Below are 20,829 nucleotides of genomic sequence, written 5' to 3'. Positions count from 1 at the left end.
GCCTGAACTAGAAGACTGGCAAAGTCGTCCTTTAAATGAATGTTATCCTTTTGTTTTTGTAGACTGTATGTATACAACCATACGCAATCAATACGAAACTAAAAAGTATGCCGTTTATACTATTTTGGGCTATACAATGGAGGGCAAAAAAGACATCCTTGGCTTGTGGCTAAATGAAACAGAAAGCAAGCATAAGTGGATGCAAATCTTTGATGAAATTAAGGCAAGAGGAGTTGAAGACATCTTCTTTATTTCCATGGATGGTGTATCTGGATTAGAAGAAGGAGCTCGCTCTATTTTCCCTGATGTCACTGTCCAAAGATGTATTGTCCATTTAATTCGTAATTCCATTAAATATGTTCCAAATAAGGATTATAGAGCTTTTACATCTTCTTTAAGGAAGGTTTATGGAGCTCAAAGTCTAAAGGCCTGTCAAAGTACGTTTGAATCCTTTAAGCAACAATGGTCTGCCTATCCTGGAGCTATAGATGTCTGGGAAAGAAACTTTGAACATGTAGAACAATTATTTGACTACGGTAGTGCTGTCCGTAAAATCATGTATACAACTAACGCAGTAGAAAGTATCCACTCTAGTTTTAGAAAAGTAACGAAAAAAGGAGCATTTCCCAACGAAAATGCCCTACTTAAAGTACTGTATTTAAGAGTGAAAGAATTAGAAAATAAGTGGAATGGTGGCGGCTTTATTCAAGGCTGGTCTCTAGCCTTAAACCAACTATTAATGAATGAACGATTGAAGGATAGGGTTCTCAAATATAGCTAGTGTGTATTAGAACTTACACACTTTATTTGACAACCCCCGAACCGCTGACCTCTACACTGTCAGGGAACTTAAATCAATTCCTGCCTAATATTTTAACAAATAGTTTTGCTTGCAGATCTATCTAAACAATTTAAATACCATTTTCACCTGATCTTTATGATACAGAGTTTCGACACCCTTCAATATCCTTGTTTTGTAATATCACTTAAATTGTATCAATACTCTTAAGTTATGACACTATAATTCTAGAATTATTTTATCTGGTACTTTATATAGGTTATGTTGAATTACACATATTAACCTAATGAGTAACTAAAATTTATAGATATGGTAGAATTAAGAATACTAAGATTACTAGAAGGTTACGGATTAACCAAAACATAAGATATGGGTAACTAAAAATAATAATTATTTATGAGGTATTAAAGTAATCATTAGTTTCGTACATTAGCTGGATAAAACTTTATAAGTGTTAAATCTAAAGAAAGAACAAATAAAATGGTACACGAAGAGGGGAAGTTAATTTTGAAAGCATATTATCATTTTTTACAAATCCATGGACTGTTAGTATAATTACGGGAATTGTTGTCTTCTTTATTACTGAAACTATAAAAAGATTTAGAGTAAAAAAGGAATATTATATTAATGTTAGGCAAGCAAATATAGAAGTATTGAAAACATTAAAAATGTTAATTCCAGAAAACAATTTACCAGAAATACATATCATTCGGTCACTTTATTATTCCGCAGCAAGGAAGTATGAAGTTGAAATTACCGATATGGATTCTTTATTTGATATTTTCGATGATCTTACTAAAGATATTATAGAATCAAGTTTTTTAAGTTATAAAGATAAAATGTCTATGTGTAATGAAGTAAATAAAGTAAAAAATGAATTAATAAAAAAGGAAACGGTAACAGTAACTGAGAGATTAGAGGAAGAAATATCTAATAATGATACTTTAAGACCTGTTTTCTATAGGGAAAGAAGATTATATTCAGCAATGTCATCCTTTATAATAGCAAGTATGTTGTTATTTCTACTTCAATATAAAGAAGGGAAAGTGATAAAGATATTGCGTGAATTAGATATGGTTACAATGGTACCAATCCTATTGTTAATATTAGTATTGTTACTAACGGTTTTAAATTTTATTTTATATGAAATGAAAAGGTCAAGAAGAAAAGATGAATGGAGTAAAGATTTCAACGAAGATTAATTTATTTGGGTTACGACTACCTTATTAAAAGTGGCAGACAAATGGCAGATAAAAAGCAGAGCAAAAACTATTAAAAGGATTATTATTGTAAGAAGCAAAAACTAAAAACTTAATCCTCCTAAAATTTAGGTTTAGTATTCTAAAAGCATCTCACAGTAGTGAGGTGTTTTTTTCTTGGGGTAAGTACTAGGGATATTGGAGTCGTTGGTGGGGACGGCTCAATAGAATGAGGTGATGTTATGAAACTAGCAGATCATCTTAGTAGAGAACATCGTAAGAAGCTAAATAAACATAGACATAAAAAGCAACGTAAAGAACGCGTGGATTGGAACGATATCATGGGTGTGAATAGAGATACCTATAGGCGTGGCCGTGGTGGGGTGATTAGGAGGAAGTAGAAATAATTATTCTACTTCCAATTTATTTAGATTGTATTTTCTTGTTTTGCCACTATATTCTTTGTTGAGTTCATCAATGTAGAGGGGGTGGTAATAGAAACAGCCTTCTATTATCATATCCTCAGTTATTTTAAAATCATCTTCGAATAAGTTAATTGTATAAGAATAATTACGACCTGGTGACAATTCAATACTATCAAAACTAGATTGTAGCTTTACTTTATTGATTATTAACGCTACACCACTTAATATTACGTTTTTATTTCCATGGTTAAAAGCGGTAACCTGTATACCAGGAGTGACAGTACAAATTCTGAGTTTACTTTGATTCTAGGGAGATATTCTTTGATTTTAAAATAGCCTAGTATTGAAGAAATAACTGCGCCATAAATAGCTATAATTAGGGAAATGTTCAATATATTAACCTCCTTTCTTAGTGCATTCGACATGTAATATGTAATATCCTGTTATTTTGCAGGAATTTTGATGCTTTTGTCGAATTTTACAAAGTTAGGGGGGATATAGTGAGCAAAAAGAGAAAATCTAATTCTAACAAATTACAGCTGGTATCTATAATTTGTTCTACCTTAACCGCTTTGATTGCAGTGGGGGGTTCCATTTATGTAGGCTTCATATCTAAGGAAACGGTTGTTCATTATGAATACAAAGAAGTACCGAAATGGGATATTGAGAATACTACTGATTACATTCCATTAAAAGTAGGTAATACATGGTTATATACAGGTGAGTTTGAGTATCAAACTGGAGGAGTAGATTCTGTTGTAAAAATACCGGTAGAGTTAGAGGTAAAGGTTGAAAAGAAAATAGATCTTGACCAAGATACAAAGTTGTTTATTTTGAGTAATTATGTGACTAATGCAAGACCACTGTTAGTTGATATTATCCTTACAAGCAAAGATAAGGCTAAATTGGAAGGAAAAGTTCAAAAACTTAAAGATAGTAAGGTAGGAATACTTGTTATTGCTAGTAAAGTATTTTTATTGGATTCAGAGCAAACTCAAAAAATTATAGATTTAGAAAACCATGAACGAGATTCTCTTCCCCTTGCGGGTACCTATTATAATGATTTCTTTACCTATAGAGATCAGCACTTAGAAGCACCTTTATTTGTAGGACAGAGATTTGGAGAAATAGAATATATTATTAGAGATGATTTAAGATATTTCTGGTATGTAAATTCTATGCATGAATATAGTGCACCAGAAAATAATAAAATAAAAACATTTCCAGTTTATGAAATTGTTCATTTAACTGGACCGGATTTTTCAAAGTTATATTTTGAACCTTACATCGGAATAACTAAATACTCTTTTGAACATCGAGGTACCGTTGATGGGATTAATTTAGAACTAATAAAATATAATTTAAATGATTAATAAAAAAATCAATATATCAAGAAGTTAAGACATCTCAATCGAGATGTCTTTTTGTATGGAGTTGATCACATGAATCTCCAGCGCATTAAAGAATTAATTACACAAGATAAACTAGCTAAGTTCTAACAATCAAAAGAGTGGCGTGGACCAGGTGGGAAAAGGGAACAAGCTCTTGAACGTGATAATTATGAATGTCAAGAATGTTAACGACAAGGCGGGGTAACACCCTTAGGAAATCCCCAGGTGAGCACACATAGGAATCCCTACCCACCAAAGGATAAGAAAAGAAAAAATAGTTTAGAAGTTCATCACATCAAAGAAGATAGAAAGTTTCCAGAGCTTGCATTGGTTTTAGATAACTTAGAATCTATCTGTGTGAACTGCCATAACAAAGAACATGATCGATTCGATAAGTATCTGAAAAAGAAAAAGCGTTGGGATGATGAAAGATGGTAAGCATTGATGATCTATTTCATTTATTATTTTTTAAATTGAACTGAATAACTAAAACAGTGAGAATGTAGGTAATATTAGATCCCCTCTAAATATTCGGCCCTTTTTATAGGGGACGTGAAACGGGAGGGGGGATGATACTGTTTTTATAGACCTAACGATAATTAGGATCGCCTCCCAAATAAACCTTGAACATTCTTTTCGAAATCTATATAAAAACAATCATTCGCTGCGCCAATGGACGATGGTGATTTAAGGATAACCTTGTCTTTAAGTGCGGCAGTCCAGCTAAAATTAAGATGAATGGATTAGATGAATCCATTTGAAAGTTAAATAAAATCGCCAAGTCTTGTAGAAATGCATCTTTTGCCATATGCATTTCATCTAAAATAAATACTGGTGTAACCTTTCGTTCTCCAGCCATTCGTTCAATCTCATCTTGTATCTGTCGGAATAGATCTTACCTTACGGTGTTCCCGTTTTAAAAAGATAGTATCCAGAATAGAGGTGTCCTCTAGAAAATTCACATTCTCTAATTGAGAAGAGGGACTGGAATAATGTGCCAGTTTACAGTAGGGAGAAGGATAAATTTTATGATTCTTTTTGAATGAGTATGCTTACTAGACGCCATGTAGAATCTTTTCTTATATTTGTTTATAATCCAGCATCCAAATGAATGGTCGGGTGATACATACCAAATTGCATCAGATCTCATAGGTTCAATATCAGGTTCTATAGGATAAGATGAACTTTGAATCCTAACTTGCCCCTGATAACTAGATGGACTAGGAATTATGTAATGACTATTTTCTAATTCATCTCCATCAAAATGGGAACTATCTATAAAATCAGGACAAATATATGTAGTTCTTGGTGAATGTAAATCAACGTTACTGTAAATTCCGCATTCATTTGTAAATGAATCATAGAAGCCACATGAATTGCTGCGAGTTCTTTTTAAAGAAGTCAAAAAAGGGCCACCTTCCAATATATATGAATATTCTGTATATTAATATTAATATACAGAATATAATGTCAAGGAATAATTTAATAGTAGTAAGGAAACGAAAAAACCCGAATTACTAAATAGTAATTCGGTTTTTTTCGTTTAGTTGTAATTGAGTTCCAGCCTTGAGAGAAACTGGAATCCTTCAGAAAGGGTTGACTTTCTAAAAGTACCATATGAAAGGGTGTTTCAATTGTAATCTATCAATATACCAATAAAAATTCAATCTATGTTCGGTTCCTAGTTAAAATACACGAATGATTTTTCACTGACAAGTCATGTGAAGTGTCACCTCTACTCTTTATACTTTTCAAGTAACTGATCATTAATATACTTAGTCATTTCAGGTGGAATTTCTATAATATCTTGAATTAAAAATTCCTCATCTTCTGAAACTTGAGGTGTTAAATGTACAAGTACCGTTTTACCATTTTCAAAGGAAACTATAGAGAAAGTATCTATTGTTTTATTATCACTATAAGCTTGCTTTACAATTTGATACATCCTCTTCATATTTTCTTCATCATATCCTTCTTTTATTAATGTTCTAAACTGTTCATAATTGTCTTGTCCTGCATATAGTGCCATTAAGGAAGAAGTATTTAAAGGACTATATGGTTCCCAAGCCTTATCATCTTCGCAGGCTGATAGTAATATTAATGATAAAAATAAAGTCCATAGTAACTTTTTCACAACTACACTCCAAATCCGTTTTAATATTATTTGTTTGCACTTCTATAATTTCTTGTTACCCTATATTATACTCTATTTTAGAATTAACTTTACAAGGTTATATTTTTTATTTAATAAACTATTGAAAAACATAAGGGGATACAACCAAATTTATATCCCACCTTTACTTATTAAATATTTAGGACCTTACTCAAAGTCTTGACTATATACTAGGGAGTTAACTTGTTAAATCAAGTTAACTCCCTAAATATAACTAAAAAGTATGATAATTAATAAACTTGTATTGGGAACTCTGGATTAAGGACAGATTCAGAAATACTAGCAGTATTATTATGATTATAGAATTTATATCCATTAACAAATGATGTGACTGCACCACCGTATGGATCAATAAAGGATTTTACTGCAGTATAAGTACTCGCATAGTTTGGTCCGTAAGTTGTATTACTCCTGTCAGTTGTTTTGGAATAAGGTGTTCCACTTCTGTAACCAGCTAAGGTATGACTTGAAGCCACTGTAACATAATTTGATACTAATGATAATTCTTGATTACTATCACTATGACCAGACTTTTTAACGTATGAGAAAGCTACGGTATTCATACTTCTATATGTTACTAAGTGACTATTGTTTGTAACATTTTGGTTTTCAGTAAATAAAAATTCATAAGGTAACCAACTTACAACTGGGACTGCTCCTATTGCTCTTTGCGCAACCAAACTCCCAATATATTTTAGGCCATTAATAGCAATTTGCTTGTTAGTATATAATACTGCACCATTTCTACCATCAGCTAGATTTGAATTTCCGTTTTTACCTGTGGCAATTACTTGTTGTATTTCATAGCTTGTTCCATTATAGTTGTATGTAGTTCTATAACTTCTCCAATCTACTGTACTTGTATCAGGAGGAATATATGCCATTGGTGCAATGGCTTCTTCACCTGATGGTTGGGTGTTTTGTTTTAATGCATTTAATTCAGTATCATTGAGTTTGGAGACACCAAGTTTAGAAAGCTCAACTTCAATTTCTTCTTCAAAATCATCACCTGAATTCTTAGAAAATACACTAAGTTCACTTGAGGATTTTACTTTTTCTAATTCTTTGTTTGCTCTATGTTCTGTAAGCATTGCTATAAGTTTGTTGATTTTTTCAATTCTTTCTTGCTCGTTTTTGTTTTGCATTTCTTGTGCTTTACTATTTTTATTTTGAATTTCTAGACCTCTGTTATTCTCATTTTTATAGCCGTTATTATTATTTGATGCATTTGCTATTACTGGAAAAACAAGTAGCAAAATTAAACATATCATTGAAATTTTTCGTATCATGTCTATATCCCCGTTTCTTTTAATTAATATAATTTTAATTTGGCCTAAAAATTCTACTCAGCGATTACATGTAAATTAAAATAGCTCCCCCTTCTTTACATTGATCTACCTATAATCTCACCTCCTGACAATTTCTTCTACAAATTTTTACTTAATTTGCAAAAAAAATGAAGATGATTTAGATATTCTACAATTTTTTTACTTTTCCTTCTTTTTGAAATATTTCCCAAGTTGCATGCAGTGCAAGCCAGTATTTGGTGTTTTTAATGAACAACTTTCCTGGAAAGGAATAGATTAGTATACATAAATAAAGGATCTGTTGTAGATAAGTAATTTTCTCTGTGTAGGATTAATATGATGACTAACTTGAATAAAAGGTATACTGTAGTATTTATAGTAAATAAAATATCTACAATTCCTTGATTCAGAAGGATTTACAGGTATTTGATATTATCGTATAAATAGACTCTCTTACAAAGAGGTAAAGGCTCTAAGATATTTTTAATTATAAGTTTATTATTTATCTGTAAAATAATTGAACTAAATTGATCGATGAGGAATTTTATAGTGGAATAAAATTTGTAATAAGAGTTATTAAAATAAAAACAGACAGGTGAAGGAAAACTTGTCTGTTTTTATTGTTGTATATTTAAAAATTATACACATATTATACACATTGCATTAGTAAGACCTTAGTAAATCAACAGTTACAGACCTAGTTCGACCCCGATCACCGGTATAAGTTTAAATGCTTAATTTTACTTTCTAGGGCAAATCAGCAAATATATTTTGGAAATTTCCTTCAAGGAAATTTACCATCTTCGTTGCCTGAAATGCCCAAGTCTTACCTTTGGACTCAGGATAGTAAACAAACCCGCCATTATTAACATCAAGTATTTTTTTGAACCTTTGAGGATAAAGGATATTTTCTTTAATCCACTCTTGTTTCTTATTTATACGAGTCTCAAGATCTTTCATACTCCAATAAACACCAGCCAATTCATTTTGTTTCATTTGCTTATACTCAACTTTTGTTATGAGCACCATGTCGTCTGGTATTGTAATTACAACTTCGGCTTTTATTTTTTGCACACTTTACCCCACCTTAAGAATTAGTTAACTAAGATGTTTTTCCCTTAATAGCTCAAACTCTTTTAAACATTTTCTTTATTATTTTTACAGTCTATATAAAAGTGTAACAAGGATTGTAACTATTTTAACATTAGTACTTTGAGCATAATTAATCTCAATGCTAAAAAAATCAATTATATAATATTTAATTTCGCCCCAGTTTCGCCCCAAAACGACTGTATTACTCAAAAGTTAATAAAACTGTTACAAAAATAAAAAGGACTCAACCCCAATAAAATAAGGGTTTGAGTCCTATCTTTATCAATGGAGCATAGCGGGCTCGAACCGCTGACCTCTACACTGCCAGTGTAGCGCTCTCCCAGCTGAGCTAATGCCCCTTAATTTACTAAGCTTATTATACTCATTTTAATCTCATATATCAATATAATAAGAATACTAGTATAGTAGTTGGTGAAACAGTTTACCAACTAATTTCGTCAAATAGATATGGTAAAAAACTGGAGAAGGAGTGATTTTGGGTTGAAAAAAATATTTATATTAATTGGCATAACATCTGTCCTTCTCATTATCATTGCAGCTATATTGATTGGTAAAAATATGGTCGGTACACAAATGACCTTTTCAGCAAAGGATGCCTATGAATTGGAAAGATTTCCGTTTGAAAAGACGATAATCAGACAACCTAGTGAATCCAATGTATTAATTAAAGATATCTTCCAACAGGCAAAAGAGGGTAAGGTACCAGCTATTTCTGTTATTGCTGGTGAATCATCACTTGATGAGATTATAGGTCAATGGGGTGAACCGGATAACTCCATTACTGCAGGTGATGGTGTTTATATCGATTATGCTGACGTAACGTTTGGATATAGAGAAAATATCGTATTTGATGTCCGTTCCTCTGCTGATAATATAACTAGAATACACTTTGAAGACATTACGAAATTCATGGGTGAGGCGGATGAACAACGATATTTTAAAGATGATTCCGTAGACCAAATAATCTTGGTTTATCAGGTAAATGACGTGTATCAGTTAAAGTGGATATTGCCAAGACCTACGGATGCCGATCCGAATCCAATGGTTCATCATATCTCAGTTTATACTGACCCTACTAAGTTAGCAGAGAAAGAACCGAGCTTACTAGAAACAATGACCCTAGATGAAAAAATTGGTCAAATGATTATGGCTGGGATTGAAGGGACAACACCCACACCCGAAACTATTAACCTAATTGAAGACTACAAGGTTGGAGGAATTATTTTTTTCAGTGATAATTTAACGAGCTACAGTCAATCCTTGCACTTTATAAATGGCCTAAAACGAATTAACGCTGTAAATAAAGTTCCATTATTTTTATCGGTGGACCAAGAAGGCGGGCGAGTAAGAAGACTACCTGGATTAGAGGAGCTTCCTACGAATAAAGATATAGGGTTAAGAAATGACCCAGAGCTTTCATATCGAATTGGTAATATTTTAGCACAAGAGCTAAAGGCATTTGGTATGAATGTAAACTATTCACCTGTGATTGATGTGAATAGCAATCCTGACAATCCTGTTATTGGTGACCGAGCATTTGGAGATGATCCTAACCTAGTTAGTAAGCTTGGTATCCAAACAATGAAGGGGATGGAGGATGAAAATATTATCCCAGTGATTAAACACTTTCCAGGGCATGGTGATACGTCAGTAGACTCTCACCTGGAATTACCTCGTATTGATAAAAGTTTACATGAGCTTCACGAGATTGAATTGGTCCCATTTATCAAAGCAATAGATGCGGGAGCAGAAGTGGTAATGGTTGCACATATTCTGTTTTCGCAGTTAGATTCCGAGTATCCTTCCTCGATGTCGAAACCGATTATTACGGATTTACTAAGGAAAGAGTTAGGTTTTGAGGGAGTTATTGTTACGGATGATATGATGATGGATGCGATTGAGAATCATTATGAAGCAGGTGAAGCGGCTGTTCAGTCTGTGAAGGCGGGTAATGATATTATTCTCATTAGTGAGCATTATGAAGAAATCGTAGAGTCATTCGAAGCGATTAAGTCAGCAGTTGAATCTGGTGAAATTAGTGAGGATCGTATTGATGAAAGTGTTCAGAGAATACTAGATTTAAAGGATAAGTATGAGATTCATCATGAACAAGTAGAATATCAGGATTTACAGGCGATAAATGACCGAATTGAAGACGTGTTACAATAGGCTGTTCTAATGAACAGTCTATTTTTGTGCAATTTAAAATATATTGCTTATTTAAGTCTAAAGTCCGAAGTAATTAGCCTGGGTATATATCACTGTTTTAACTAATATTATAGGGACTAAGTACTGATTATTCGTTTCTTTACAAAAAGTTAATAGAATCAGTCAATTTATTGTGGTATTAATGAAATGTAAGATGCAATTCTGTTATACGAATCTATGGAATGTGGAGGGTAAAAATGAAAAAAGCATCGATTAAGAAGTTGTTCAACCTATTTCTTATTTTTTCACTAGTTTTCATGAATACACCTATGGTATTCGCGGAATCTACACCTAGTGACGAAGGGACTCTTGCCGATGATCTATTTATCTCAGAATATATTGAGGGTGGATCGTATAATAAGGCATTAGAGATCTTTAATGGGACTGGAGAGACGGTTGATTTATCAACCTACACACTAGAGTTGTATAGTAATGGTGCGCTATCTCCAAGTCAATCGTTAGACTTAACGGGTACATTAGAACATGGTGATGTTTTAGTATTAGCTCATGCAAGTGCAAGTACAGCAATTCTAGATGTAGCTGATATCACGAATAATTCTGTGATTAATTTTAATGGTGATGATGCAGTTGCACTAAAGAAAAATGATAGTTTACTAGATGTACTCGGTACTATAGGAGTAGATAGTGATTATGCGAAGGATGTAACCCTAGTAAGAAATGCATCCATTACTGCACCTACCTCTACTTATAATGCATCAGAATTTACAGACCAAGGGAAAGATAATTTTACATACTTAGGATATCACGAGATGGATGGAGTTAATCCAGGAGATCCAGGAGATCCAGGAGAACCCGGTGAACCAGGTGATGTTACTCCTATTAATGATGTTCGTAATTTAGCGGATGGTACAGTGGTAACTGTGGAAGGTGTTGTATTAGCAGATAGTGCTGCTATTAGTAACCCTGGACAGTTCACAACATATATTCAAGATGATTCTGCTGGAATCAACCTATTTGCTTTTGAACAAGGTGATCTACCTGCTTTAACAAAGGGTGACAAAGTTAAAGTGGTTGGAGAACTTGCTTCTTATAATGGTTTAAAAGAGATTGTACCAACTTCTATTGAAGTGTTGGCACAAGATCAGGCTTTACCTGAAGTACAAACGATTACTCTAGAGGACTTAAATAATCCTGCAGTAGCAGAAGCTTATGAAGGCGAATTAGTTCAAGTTAATGCCTTTATTAGCAATATCCCTGGAAGCCCAGCTGGTGGGGGATATAATGTATCGATAGTAGATGATGAGTTTAATGGAACGACTCTACGAGTAATGCAAAATGCATTAGACATTACACAAGTAGAATCAGATAAATGGTATGACATTACAGCGATAGTAAGCCAATATAATGACTATCAATTAATTCCAACGGAGCAAGCGGATATCCAGCTAGCTGCTGAACAACCAGATCCACCGTCTGCAAAGGGGTATTATGAAACTACGGTTGCGAGTATTACAGATGGGGATACGATTCGTATTTCATCACCAGTCTTTGGTGAAACGAGAGTGCGTTTCTTAAACATGGATACTGCGGAGACTTATGATGCCCATAATAAGGATCCAGAACGTGCTGAAATCAATGCAAACCAACAGTATTACGGTAATTTAGCTAAGGATTACATTAGTGAATTATTACAACCGGGTGATGAAATTCTCCTGAAAATTGGTGAAGAACCAACAGATGACTATGGTCGTATTTTGGCTGAGGTTATTCGCAAAGAAGATAATCTTAATATTAATTTAGAAATGGTTGCACAAGGCTATGCTTCAACGTACTTCCTTGCGCCAATTGATGAAGAGGCATATCCAGCGTATCAAGAAGCTGTAAGAGAAGCAAAGGCTGCTGGACTTGGAATCTGGAATCCTGAAAACCCATTACTTGAGTTACCATTTGTTTTCCGTGCATTTGATGACCAAAAAGGTTTATTACGTTATGTTGGTAACTCCGACACAATGGAATATGTCGCTCCAGAAGATTGGGCAGATGTTCCAGTTGATAAACGAATCTTCTTCAGTAGTCCAGAAGAAGCTGAATCTTATGGATTTAGGCCAGCCGATGGTGAAGGAAACGAAGACCCTAACATTCTAGAAGTACAGCTATTAAGCATGAATGATCTTCATGGAAAGATTGACCAGGAATACATGATTGACCCTGATGGTGATGATGTAGATGATATGCATGGACGTATGGATTACACTGCTACTGCAATAAAGGAACGTGAAGCAGAAAATCCAAACACATTAATTGTTCATGCAGGTGATATGATTGGTGGAAGTTCACCAGTTTCTGGGCTTTTACAAGATGAGCCAACAGTTGAAATCATGGAGGAAATTGGTTTTGATGTTGGTACAGTCGGTAACCATGAGTTTGATGAAGGTTTAGACGAACTTCTTCGTATGGTAAACGGTGGAGAACATCCAGAAGGTAAGGGAACAGAAGGCTATGATGGCATGAACTTCCCAGTGCTTTGTGCGAACTGTGTTTATGAAGATACAGGTGAAACATTCTTAGATCCATACTATATTGCTGAAGTGGATGGGGAAGAGATTGGTTTTATCGGTGTGAATACTGTAGAAACCGTTAATATGGTAATGCCTTCCTCTCTAGAAGGAATTGCTTTTACAGATGAGGCTGAAGCTGTTGATCAAGCAGTTGCAGAACTTACGGCACAAGGTGTTAAAGCAATCGTCGTACTAGCACATATGCCTGCCTATCAATCTGGTGCAAGTGCAACAGGTGCTGCTGCTGATTTAGCAAATACGGTAAATGATGAAGTGGATATTATTTTCGCAGCACATAACCATGCAGTAAATAATGCTGTAGTTGATAATAAGCTAATTGTTCAAGCGAATGAATATGGTAAAGCTTTTGCCGATGTTGATATTAAAATTGATCGTACAACTGGTGATATCGTTGCAAAAGAAGCAGAGATTGTATTTGTAAAACAAAGTGATTACAAACCAGACACAGTGGTAGCAGAAACATTAAATTATTTTGCGGAAGCTATTGCTCCAATCATTAATGAAGTCGTGGGATATAACGCTCAAGACTTAACTGGTAGCTATGCAAATGATGGGGACCACGGGTTAGGTAATTTAATTGCAGATGGAATGAAATGGACGATGGATAGTGACTTTGCTATGCAAAACGGTGGTGGAATCCGTGATGAGTTATTAGCTGGTCCGATTACTTGGGGTGAGCTATACAATATCCTGCCATTCGGTAATACATTAATGACAGTTGAGATTACTGGTGCAGATCTTTACCCTATCCTAAATGAACAGTTATCTGGGTATGGAGCTGACTATAGTATTTCTGGCTTCCGTTATACATTCAATCCGGAATTACAGGAAGTAGTAGATATTACATTAGCCGATGGTTCTCCAATCGATATGGATGCTGTTTACACTCTAACAGTAAATAACTATATGGGTACATCCGATGGCCCGATTAACGATTTAGGTAAAAACCCTGTGATGGGACCAGTAGACGTGGATGCGGCAGTGGAATTTGTTCGTAGCTTAAACAGTTCAGAAGATAATCCAATTGTCTACGATGCTGATGGAAGAATTGCTACAACTGATGAGGTTCCAGGTGAAGAACCAGAAGAACCTGAATTAGTAGAAGTTCCTGTTAAGAAAAACAATGGAACGGCAACCGTTCATACGAAGGATTTAGAAGTGCTTGAGCAAGGTGCACATGTCGTAATGAACATATACAACGAAAAGAAACCTAGAAAACTACTATTGAATAAAAAACAAGTGGATATTCTAAAAGCTAAAGACATAACACTTGTTGTAACCAATGGTACTACTTCGAAGACATTTGTTATGGCAGATGTGAAGGATAAAGTTTTGAAGGTAAGTTTAGAAGATTAATAGAAATAGGGTATCTCCTTTCGATAGGGGGTACCCTATTTTATTTCTAAAAAGCAAGAAAGGGTAGCATTGTAGCTACCCTTCCCTTAATAATCATGGTGTCCATGCATTATGCAGAATTCCAACTAGTTTCCATTCATTGTTATAAGGTTCAAATATTAGTGTTACATGTACCCAACTTAGATCCTCACCAGGTACTGTTTCATGGAAAGCGTACTGTACCATGTGGGCATCTGGGAACATCCCTCTAATATTTTCAGTGAAAAACTCAGGTGCTGTTAAGTTTTGTTGATTAACATAGACAGCATCGGGTTCTTGTTGTGTGTACACATAGTCATTGAAGTACTCTTGTGGTGTCATTTCAATTGGTAATCCACTTCCGCCACCATAACCCCAATGATATACGGTTTGGTCTTGTAATAATTCTGGGATAGCTTCTGCTTCAAACGTTACCGGTTCAGTTTCTTCTGTCATTGGATTCCACGTTAATTGTAAAAATGGTGCAAATAGTAATCCTTTTTCAGGATGGACAAGACTAGCCAGTTCACTCATATTGTTTTCTGCTAGTAAGTTGAATACATCCTTTGCACGCTCTGCTACTCCAGGTTGCTTGTAGATAAGTTCGAGATATTCAATATCTGTCTCCGCTTTTGGATAGGTAACAGTCCCATCATAGGCAAACCGAATTTCATATTTTCCAAGATTATATGAAATGAATCGTTTATCTTCACTCATATGATTGGAGCTAGGCTCTCCTAATGAACTTTCTATATCAGCAACCGTTACGTTATCTCCAGGATTTAGCTCGTAACGATAAGCTGTGTAGAGGTCTTGACCATCAGGTTTGATAAAGATATGGTCCCCGTATACATCTGCAGTACCGCCCTCTACCGAGAATGACTCAAATGGTTCTCCGAATTGTCCAGGGAAGGTACTAGGATCTGCTGGCATTTGAACTGCTTCAAGGCCTGGTAATCTGCCAATAGAGGCACCCCACCTTAAACTATTCTTTACTCCGAGCATCTCTGATAGGTTAGGGATCTGGCTGACCAGCCAAGATTCTAACTCATACCCTTCAACCAGTTCTGCTCCATGTTGAATGAGTAAGTCGCCTATTGGCTGATTATTATATTTCCCTGCCATCCATAAGACACTGACCTCACTGTTTGGTGTCACCGTTGTATTCGGATCGGCCCCGGCCTCGAGTAATAGCTTCAAAATTTCCGTTTGGTGTCCATACACTGCTTTTACTAATGCGTTATGGTCACGTGCGTTTCGATGTTCTAAGTCTGCACCACTATTTACTAATACAGAGGCTACTTCAGTACTAGTTGTCAAAGTAAGTGGTGTATCCTTATCACCGTTGGTTGTGTTTGGGTTTGCTCCGGCTTTTAATAACTGTGGAACGATTGTGTCTAGGTTTTCTTTTGCTGCGATAAGTAGTGCTCTATCAGGATTGGCACCTTCCTGGATATAGTGGAGGACAGTTTCCCAATTTCTTTCGCTTGGTGCTTTAGCGAGCTCGTTATCCAGTGATTCTTGGACATTCTCCGGCTCCTCTGGTTCCTCTACTGGTTCTTCTTCGACATCCTCTACTACTAAATACTCTTCCGTAAAGAAAATCTCTTTGAAGTCATGCCATTTTGAAGCTTCGATTTCATATTTATTTCCATCAATCATAACGACATTGGAATCAGTAAAATGGAAGGTTTCTAGTGAATTGCCATTTTCCTGATAAACTTCGATTACTTCTCTATATTGTATATTTGTTGCTTCTGTTTCGGTAAATTGCATCTCACCGATTGTTTCATAGAATAGATTAATGATGGTTCGGTCATCAGATACATAAGTATCTTCATTCATTTCCCCGCTAATTTTAGTTATATCTTCATCTACAAAACTGGAAAAGGTGAGCTGGGTAGGTTGTGGTTGTTCTTGACCTAGATTCCCATACACTAATACTGCAAATAGTAGCGCTGCGGCTAAAGCCCCTATGGATGCAGTTATTGCTTTATAATTAAACTTTTTCTTTGGACTAGTTTTTGGTGTTCTTGTGTTTAAGATGGTTCTCTTGATCTGTGTCTCTTTTTCTTTGGACAAGTTAGGCTTTGGCATCAATCGTAAGCTCTCATCTAGCGACTCTAGATTCAGTCTCTTCATAAGAGAAACACCTCCTTAACTCTTCTTGTAATGCAGTTTTTGCCCGATGATGTGTCGACTTTACTTTACTCTCACTCCATTTCAATATGTTGGCAGTTTCCTGTACAGAAAGTTCTTTTATACCTCTTAAGATGATCACATCTTGATAATTTGGTTTTAATTGTTGAATGCATTCATATATTGCTTTTGTGTTTTCATTTAAGTCCAGGATTGTTTCAGGAGAAGTATCTGTTTTAGGTTCATTCGCTGGGTCTAGTGGAACAGTATCAGCATACTTTTTGGACTTTTTCTTTCTTGATTCATCAATGGCTAAATTGCGCGCAATACTAAATAGCCAAGTCTTTGGTGTTGAAGTCTCTTTAAATCCATTAAACCCTTTTAATGCTTTAATAAAGACTTCCTGCAGTAAGTCTTCCGCATCACTAGGGCCAATTCGGTATATTAAAAAGTGGTAGATATCATTTCCATAGCGTTCAAACCAATCTGATATTATTTCATTATGCGACACAATACATCACCTCCTGGTTTCATATAATTAGACGTACAAAATAAAAATAAATTGCATTTTATCTTATTTTTTTAATAAATGGGCGCTGTGTTATAATGATTCTAACGTATGTAAACGCTTTTTAGTCTATTTTTTTTGTATACTTATACTATATAGTAGAAGTAGTTTTAGTGTATATAGTTAAAGGGGGGGGACTACATTGCAAGATAATAAACAGAACTGGAATAAAATCGCTAATCGAGAGGCATTAATTGGGATAGGTTTAGCAATCTTTAACTTTATTTGGTGGTATGCTTTTGCATATGGTTTAGGAAGTAAGGATCCAGAGGAGTATAGCTATATTTTTGGCTTGCCAGATTGGTTCTTTTATAGCTGTGTCCTTGGATTTATTGTCATGGTAGTTTTAGTGATAATTGTAGTAAAGGCATTCTTCGTCGAGATTCCCTTTGAAGATGATGAAGGGGAGGAACAGTTATGAACTTAGTTGCAATTATTCCGTTATTTATTTTTCTAGTCGTTATCTTTTTGGTAGGTCTATATGCTAGTAAGTATGTGCAATCCTCTAAATCCTTCATGCAAGAGTACTTTTTGGGTGAACGGAGCCTTGGTGGGTTTGTTTTAGCGATGACCATGACTGCTACATATGGAAGTGCGAGTAGTTTTATTGGAGGACCTGGAACGGCTTATACGCAAGGGTTAGGATGGGTACTTCTTGCGATGTCACAAGTTGTTACTGGATATTTTGTCTTAATGATTTTAGGGAAGAAGTTTGCTATTGTAACCCGTAAATATAAGGCGATTACGATGGTAGATTTCTTAAAAGAACGATATAAATCATCAGTAGTAGTTATCCTATCTGCGATAAGCATTATTGTGTTTTTATTCTCTGCCATGGCAGCACAGTGGATTGGTGGAGCCAGATTAATAGAATCGTTAACGGGAATGTCTTATACAACGGCATTATTTATATTTGCTGTATCAGTTCTAGTATATGTAACCATCGGAGGATTCCGCGCGGTTGCATTAACAGATGCGATTCAGGGTAGCTTCATGTTCGTCGGTACGTTAATCCTACTCATTGCCACAGTTATCGCTGGTGGTGGTATTTCAAATATAATTGCAGATTTAGCTGCTGAAAATCCTAATCTTATAACGCCATTTGGTGCTGAGGGTAATTTAACACCTGCATATGTATCTTCTTTCTGGATTTTAGTTGGTGTAGGGGTTGTTGCATTGCCGCAAATAGCAGTACGCGCCATGTCTTATAAGAGTGCCAAGTCTATGCATCGTGCTTTAATCATAGGAACGATTGTTGTCGGATTTATTATGTTAAACATGCATTTAATTGGTGTATTTGCAAGACCAATCATCCCTGGAATCGATGTGGGAGATAAAGTAATGCCATTAATTGCACTGGAAACAATGCCTGCCTGGTTAGCTGGTATCGTTCTTGCGGCGCCAATGGCAGCAATTATGTCGACAGTTGATTCATTATTAATCTTAGTCAGCTCTACAGTCATTAAGGATGTCTATATGAACTATATTCGTCCGGATGCTAAGCAACAGACTGTAAAGAGGATGAGTATGGCTATCACAGCAATTCTAGGAATTATTGTATTTATTATGGCATTGGATCCGCCAGATTTAATTATTTGGCTAAATCTATTTGCATTTGGTGGACTGGAAGCGGCATTTATATGGCCGGTAGTTTTAGGTCTCTATTGGAAGACCGGGAACAAATATGGTGCTATTGCATCTATCATTATAGGGGTAGGGTTATATACGTTATCTGACCTTTTACCAAAGTTATTGCCAGCATTTACGGATATGTTCCAAACGGTCTTTAAGCCATTTGGTATGCATGCAGTAGTGATGCCGGTTGTCGTATCATTCTTTGCTTATATTATCGTGAGTCTGTTAACTAAAGGAAAAATTCCTAATGAATTAAAACCAACTTACTAAGCAATCAGCGCTCTTAGCAAAAGAGCGCTTTTCCTATATGTATCGTAGTGAGGTGTCTATTATGGAGAGAATTATCTTATTTGATGGCGTATGTAATTTCTGTAATTCTAGTGTCCAATTTATTATTAAAAGAGATCCAAATGGGCTTTATAAGTTTGCTTCACTTCAAAGTACAACTGGAGAAAGACTTAAGAAGGAAAATGAAATTCCTGAGGATTTGGATAGCTTTATATACTTAGAAGGGAACAACGTATTTGATAAATCAACTGCCGTACTTAAAGTATGTAAAGGGTTAAAAGGACTGTGGAAGCTTTGTTACATTTTTATTGTTATACCAAAACCCCTTAGAGATGTCGTATACAAATGGATTGCGAGGAATCGGTATAAGTGGTTTGGGAAAAGAGATTCCTGTATGCTTCCTACGCCTGAGCAAAGAAATCGATTTCTCGATACGTAATCTCAGACCTAAGACGGAGGGGAAATACTTCATAGGTATGTTGTTAGCTGGCTGAAATCTTGTAAACTAGAATTAAGTTATTAAAATGCAGGGGGATGTAAGTATGGGGACTGGTTTACTGAATAGGTTGTTTGGCACTTCGAGGAGGAAAACTTATCAAGAAGAGTCATTAAGTATTCAGAAGGTGAAAGATCTAATTATCTCAGCTGATATTGCTGAAGTAACAATTAAGACACACTCGTTACCTAGGGTTGATATTACATTTGAGTCCTATGAAGGCGGACCTAAGTTAGAAGTCGACCAAACGGATGAAACCTTAAAAATTATGGCGAACAAAGAAGAAAAAGGTGTGACCTTTGTTTGGGGTAACTTACCGAAGTGTCAGTTGAATTTATCGCTTCCGGTAGATATCGCGGATACGTGGGATATTTCAGCGACATCTGGGAAAATAACCGCGGACAGTATTGTGACTGGAAGACTTTGGGCAAAAGCAACCTCTGGAGTCATTAAGTTATCCAACATTACTGCTGGACATCTGACTGCAAATACAACATCGGGCAGACTATATTTGAATGAAATAAAAGCAGAAAAACTATCCTTTTTAGCAAACTCTGGGAAAGCAGAAGTGTTCTCATCTTATGGAGATATTAAGGGGCAGGTTGGCTCAGGTGTGATGCTAATATCAGGTGTTAAAGGAGAAGAACTAGATGTAAAAGCTGGTTCTGGTAAAATAACACTAAAAGAAGTCTACATGAAAGAAGCCTTAGTACGAGCGAATTCAGGTGGTATTGCTGCCGAAAATTTCTGGGTAGAGACAACCAATACATCGGTCGGATCGGGAAAAATTAATATAAGAGATTTTCGAGGATCGGTTAAGGGCAACGCAAATTCTGGGAATATAAACATTTCTGTATCTGAGAACGCGAACTTGGATTTAAAAACGGGAAGTGGCAATATTCATGTGGAATTTCAGGAATTTGAGCTTAATACTTCCTATGATATAAAGACTGGTTCAGGAGATGTAATCACCAATCTCCCAATGAGCCTAGAGAAACGTGAAAAGCATCATTTGATAGGAAAGACAGGTAACGGCGACCATTTAATACGCCTCCGCACCGGATCAGGAAGAGCAGTCCTTTACACAGCAAAGTCATCACTCATTAAACAGGGGAAAGGGAATACCTTATAATTTGATATAAAAAGAGAACGAGGTTTGGATAAAACTAAATCA

Annotated in this window: 15 protein-coding genes, 1 tRNA gene and 2 pseudogenes; 11 read left to right on the top strand and 7 right to left on the bottom strand. The window is 35.4% G+C overall.

The annotated features are described in order from the left end of the window. The 5 genes and pseudogenes from TE34_RS01600 to TE34_RS21675 form a co-directional block, all read left to right on the top strand. The coding region (locus TE34_RS01600; protein WP_047983079.1) for an IS256 family transposase at positions 1–781 on the top strand (781 nt) is incomplete at its 5' end. Positions 782–1,452: 671 nt separating this feature from the next. After that, a complete protein-coding gene (locus TE34_RS01595) occupies positions 1,453–2,001 on the top strand; it encodes a hypothetical protein (RefSeq protein WP_157037557.1) in 549 nt (182 codons plus the stop codon). 239 nt (positions 2,002–2,240) lie between these two features. After that, positions 2,241–2,399: a hypothetical protein gene (locus TE34_RS21180; RefSeq protein WP_169749082.1), complete on the top strand. Its 159-nt coding sequence runs from the start codon at positions 2,241–2,243 to the stop codon at positions 2,397–2,399. A 524-nt stretch (positions 2,400–2,923) separates the two neighbouring features. Continuing rightward, positions 2,924–3,796 carry a hypothetical protein gene (locus tag TE34_RS01590; protein WP_047983077.1) on the top strand — a complete coding sequence of 291 codons (873 nt, stop codon included), beginning with the start codon at positions 2,924–2,926 and terminating at the stop codon, positions 3,794–3,796. A 69-nt stretch (positions 3,797–3,865) separates the two neighbouring features. After that, positions 3,866–4,252 (top strand): annotated as a pseudogene (locus tag TE34_RS21675) (HNH endonuclease). 214 nt (positions 4,253–4,466) lie between these two features. Here TE34_RS21675 and TE34_RS01580 read toward each other — a convergent pair. The 5 genes and pseudogenes from TE34_RS01580 to TE34_RS01555 all read right to left on the bottom strand — a co-directional run. After that, positions 4,467–4,709: pseudogene (locus TE34_RS01580) on the bottom strand (AAA family ATPase); the annotation flags it as partial. Positions 4,710–5,549: 840 nt separating this feature from the next. Then, positions 5,550–5,948: a hypothetical protein gene (locus TE34_RS01570; protein ID WP_047983074.1), complete on the bottom strand. Its 399-nt coding sequence runs from the start codon at positions 5,946–5,948 to the stop codon at positions 5,550–5,552. Between the two features lie 269 nt (positions 5,949–6,217). Continuing rightward, positions 6,218–7,276 carry a hypothetical protein gene (locus TE34_RS01565; RefSeq protein WP_047983073.1) on the bottom strand — a complete coding sequence of 353 codons (1,059 nt, stop codon included), beginning with the start codon at positions 7,274–7,276 and terminating at the stop codon, positions 6,218–6,220. Between the two features lie 765 nt (positions 7,277–8,041). Further along, positions 8,042–8,368 (bottom strand): DUF771 domain-containing protein, encoded by a 327-nt coding sequence (locus TE34_RS01560; RefSeq protein WP_047983072.1) that lies wholly within the window; start codon positions 8,366–8,368, stop codon positions 8,042–8,044. Positions 8,369–8,672: 304 nt separating this feature from the next. After that, positions 8,673–8,745, bottom strand: a tRNA-Ala gene (locus TE34_RS01555). A gap of 142 nt (positions 8,746–8,887) precedes the next feature. Here TE34_RS01555 and nagZ point away from each other — a divergent pair. Continuing rightward, positions 8,888–10,576: a beta-N-acetylhexosaminidase gene (gene nagZ / locus TE34_RS01550; protein WP_047983071.1), complete on the top strand. Its 1,689-nt coding sequence runs from the start codon at positions 8,888–8,890 to the stop codon at positions 10,574–10,576. A 236-nt stretch (positions 10,577–10,812) separates the two neighbouring features. Further along, positions 10,813–14,511 (top strand): 5'-nucleotidase C-terminal domain-containing protein, encoded by a 3,699-nt coding sequence (locus TE34_RS01545; RefSeq protein ID WP_047983070.1) that lies wholly within the window; start codon positions 10,813–10,815, stop codon positions 14,509–14,511. A gap of 93 nt (positions 14,512–14,604) precedes the next feature. Here the strand turns inward: TE34_RS01545 and TE34_RS01540 are convergent, their stop codons facing one another. Both TE34_RS01540 and TE34_RS01535 read right to left on the bottom strand, forming a co-directional pair. Further along, on the bottom strand, positions 14,605–16,671 hold the full coding sequence (locus tag TE34_RS01540; protein ID WP_047983069.1) for an ankyrin repeat domain-containing protein: 2,067 nt from the start codon (positions 16,669–16,671) through the stop codon (positions 14,605–14,607). After that, positions 16,640–17,179 carry an RNA polymerase sigma factor gene (locus TE34_RS01535; protein WP_047983068.1) on the bottom strand — a complete coding sequence of 180 codons (540 nt, stop codon included), beginning with the start codon at positions 17,177–17,179 and terminating at the stop codon, positions 16,640–16,642. The genes TE34_RS01540 and TE34_RS01535 overlap by 32 nt, the downstream gene beginning before the upstream one ends. A gap of 199 nt (positions 17,180–17,378) precedes the next feature. Here TE34_RS01535 and TE34_RS01530 point away from each other — a divergent pair, with 199 nt between their 5' ends. The 4 genes from TE34_RS01530 to TE34_RS01515 all read left to right on the top strand — a co-directional run bounded on the left by TE34_RS01530 (position 17,379) and on the right by TE34_RS01515 (position 20,787). Next, positions 17,379–17,657, top strand: coding sequence for a YhdT family protein (locus TE34_RS01530; RefSeq protein WP_047983067.1), 279 nt, complete (start codon positions 17,379–17,381; stop codon positions 17,655–17,657). After that, positions 17,654–19,141 (top strand): sodium/pantothenate symporter, encoded by a 1,488-nt coding sequence (panF, locus tag TE34_RS01525; RefSeq protein ID WP_047983066.1) that lies wholly within the window; start codon positions 17,654–17,656, stop codon positions 19,139–19,141. The genes TE34_RS01530 and panF overlap by 4 nt, the downstream gene beginning before the upstream one ends. 61 nt (positions 19,142–19,202) lie before the next feature. Further along, entirely contained in the window at positions 19,203–19,598 is a 396-nt protein-coding gene (locus TE34_RS01520; RefSeq protein ID WP_047983065.1) for a thiol-disulfide oxidoreductase DCC family protein, read from the top strand. A gap of 103 nt (positions 19,599–19,701) precedes the next feature. After that, positions 19,702–20,787 carry a DUF4097 family beta strand repeat-containing protein gene (locus tag TE34_RS01515; protein ID WP_047983064.1) on the top strand — a complete coding sequence of 362 codons (1,086 nt, stop codon included), beginning with the start codon at positions 19,702–19,704 and terminating at the stop codon, positions 20,785–20,787. The last annotated feature ends 42 nt before the right edge of the window (positions 20,788–20,829 follow it).

Origin of the sequence: Ornithinibacillus californiensis (genome assembly GCF_001038485.1) — a bacterium.
Lineage (GTDB): Bacteria > Bacillota > Bacilli > Bacillales > Amphibacillaceae > Ornithinibacillus > Ornithinibacillus californiensis.
The sequence above is the reverse complement of the archived record's forward strand: the minus strand, read 5'-3'. Positions and strand labels throughout refer to the sequence as shown.

Excerpts from the sequence above, each read along its gene's own strand:
- TE34_RS21180 (WP_169749082.1), top strand. The coding sequence starts at position 2,241 with ATGAAACTAGCAGATCATCTTAGTAGAGAACATCGTAAGAAGCTAAAT.
- TE34_RS01565 (WP_047983073.1), bottom strand. The coding sequence starts at position 7,276 with ATGATACGAAAAATTTCAATGATATGTTTAATTTTGCTACTTGTTTTT.
- TE34_RS01545 (WP_047983070.1), top strand. The coding sequence starts at position 10,813 with ATGAAAAAAGCATCGATTAAGAAGTTGTTCAACCTATTTCTTATTTTT.
- TE34_RS01540 (WP_047983069.1), bottom strand. The coding sequence starts at position 16,671 with ATGAAGAGACTGAATCTAGAGTCGCTAGATGAGAGCTTACGATTGATG.
- panF (WP_047983066.1), top strand. The coding sequence starts at position 17,654 with ATGAACTTAGTTGCAATTATTCCGTTATTTATTTTTCTAGTCGTTATC.
- TE34_RS01520 (WP_047983065.1), top strand. The coding sequence starts at position 19,203 with ATGGAGAGAATTATCTTATTTGATGGCGTATGTAATTTCTGTAATTCT.
- TE34_RS01515 (WP_047983064.1), top strand. The coding sequence starts at position 19,702 with ATGGGGACTGGTTTACTGAATAGGTTGTTTGGCACTTCGAGGAGGAAA.